The organism is Brachyspira sp. SAP_772, from assembly GCF_009755885.1.
In the GTDB taxonomy this organism is placed as follows: domain Bacteria; phylum Spirochaetota; class Brachyspiria; order Brachyspirales; family Brachyspiraceae; genus Brachyspira.
The window spans coordinates 1-601 of record NZ_VYIX01000281.1; the positions used below are offsets into that span (position 1 = coordinate 1).

Annotated in this window: 1 protein-coding gene; it reads right to left on the reverse strand. The window is 22.8% G+C overall.

Going from position 1 to position 601, the window contains the following annotated elements:
* Positions 1-601: AAA family ATPase (locus tag GQX97_RS14030; RefSeq protein ID WP_157152345.1), on the reverse strand; the 601-nt coding region annotated here is incomplete at both ends.

Here is a 601-nt window from a genome sequence, read left to right on the forward strand (position 1 = left end):
TATTTCCTGAAGTTTATCAGGATTTCTCTTGTATATTGCTGAGAAGTTATTTTCTATTTTTACTCCTTCTGAATTTTCTATAGGTTTTATTATTCTTACTTCATCTAAATAGTTTATATTTATAAAGTAAGGATTTTGTGTGGACATTATTATATGAATAGAATTCTCTTTAGCAAATGTTTTTAAAAAGTCCCTCAATTCCTTTATTAAAGGCACAGATAAATGAAGTTCTGGCTCATCAATAATAATGATATCTCCTTTCTTTAATTCATTAGGATTTATTGTATTGAAAAATAAAGAAAAAAACCATTGAAAACCGTCTGATTCATTATCAAGATTTGTAAGTCCGTTTTTACTTTTAAAATATATTTTTATATAGTCAGTTTCTAATCTTATCTTAAAAATATATTCGTTATTTGACTTGTACAATTCATTAAATTTTGTAGATATGGTCTCCTTTAATAAATTATTAATTTCATCTTCTTTTTGAGTTAAATATGAAGTATCTGATGATATTCTATCATAATTATTAATAAGCTCATTATAAATATCCTTATTTCCTGTAGATTTAAATAATGATTTTAAAAATAATGACTCTTTT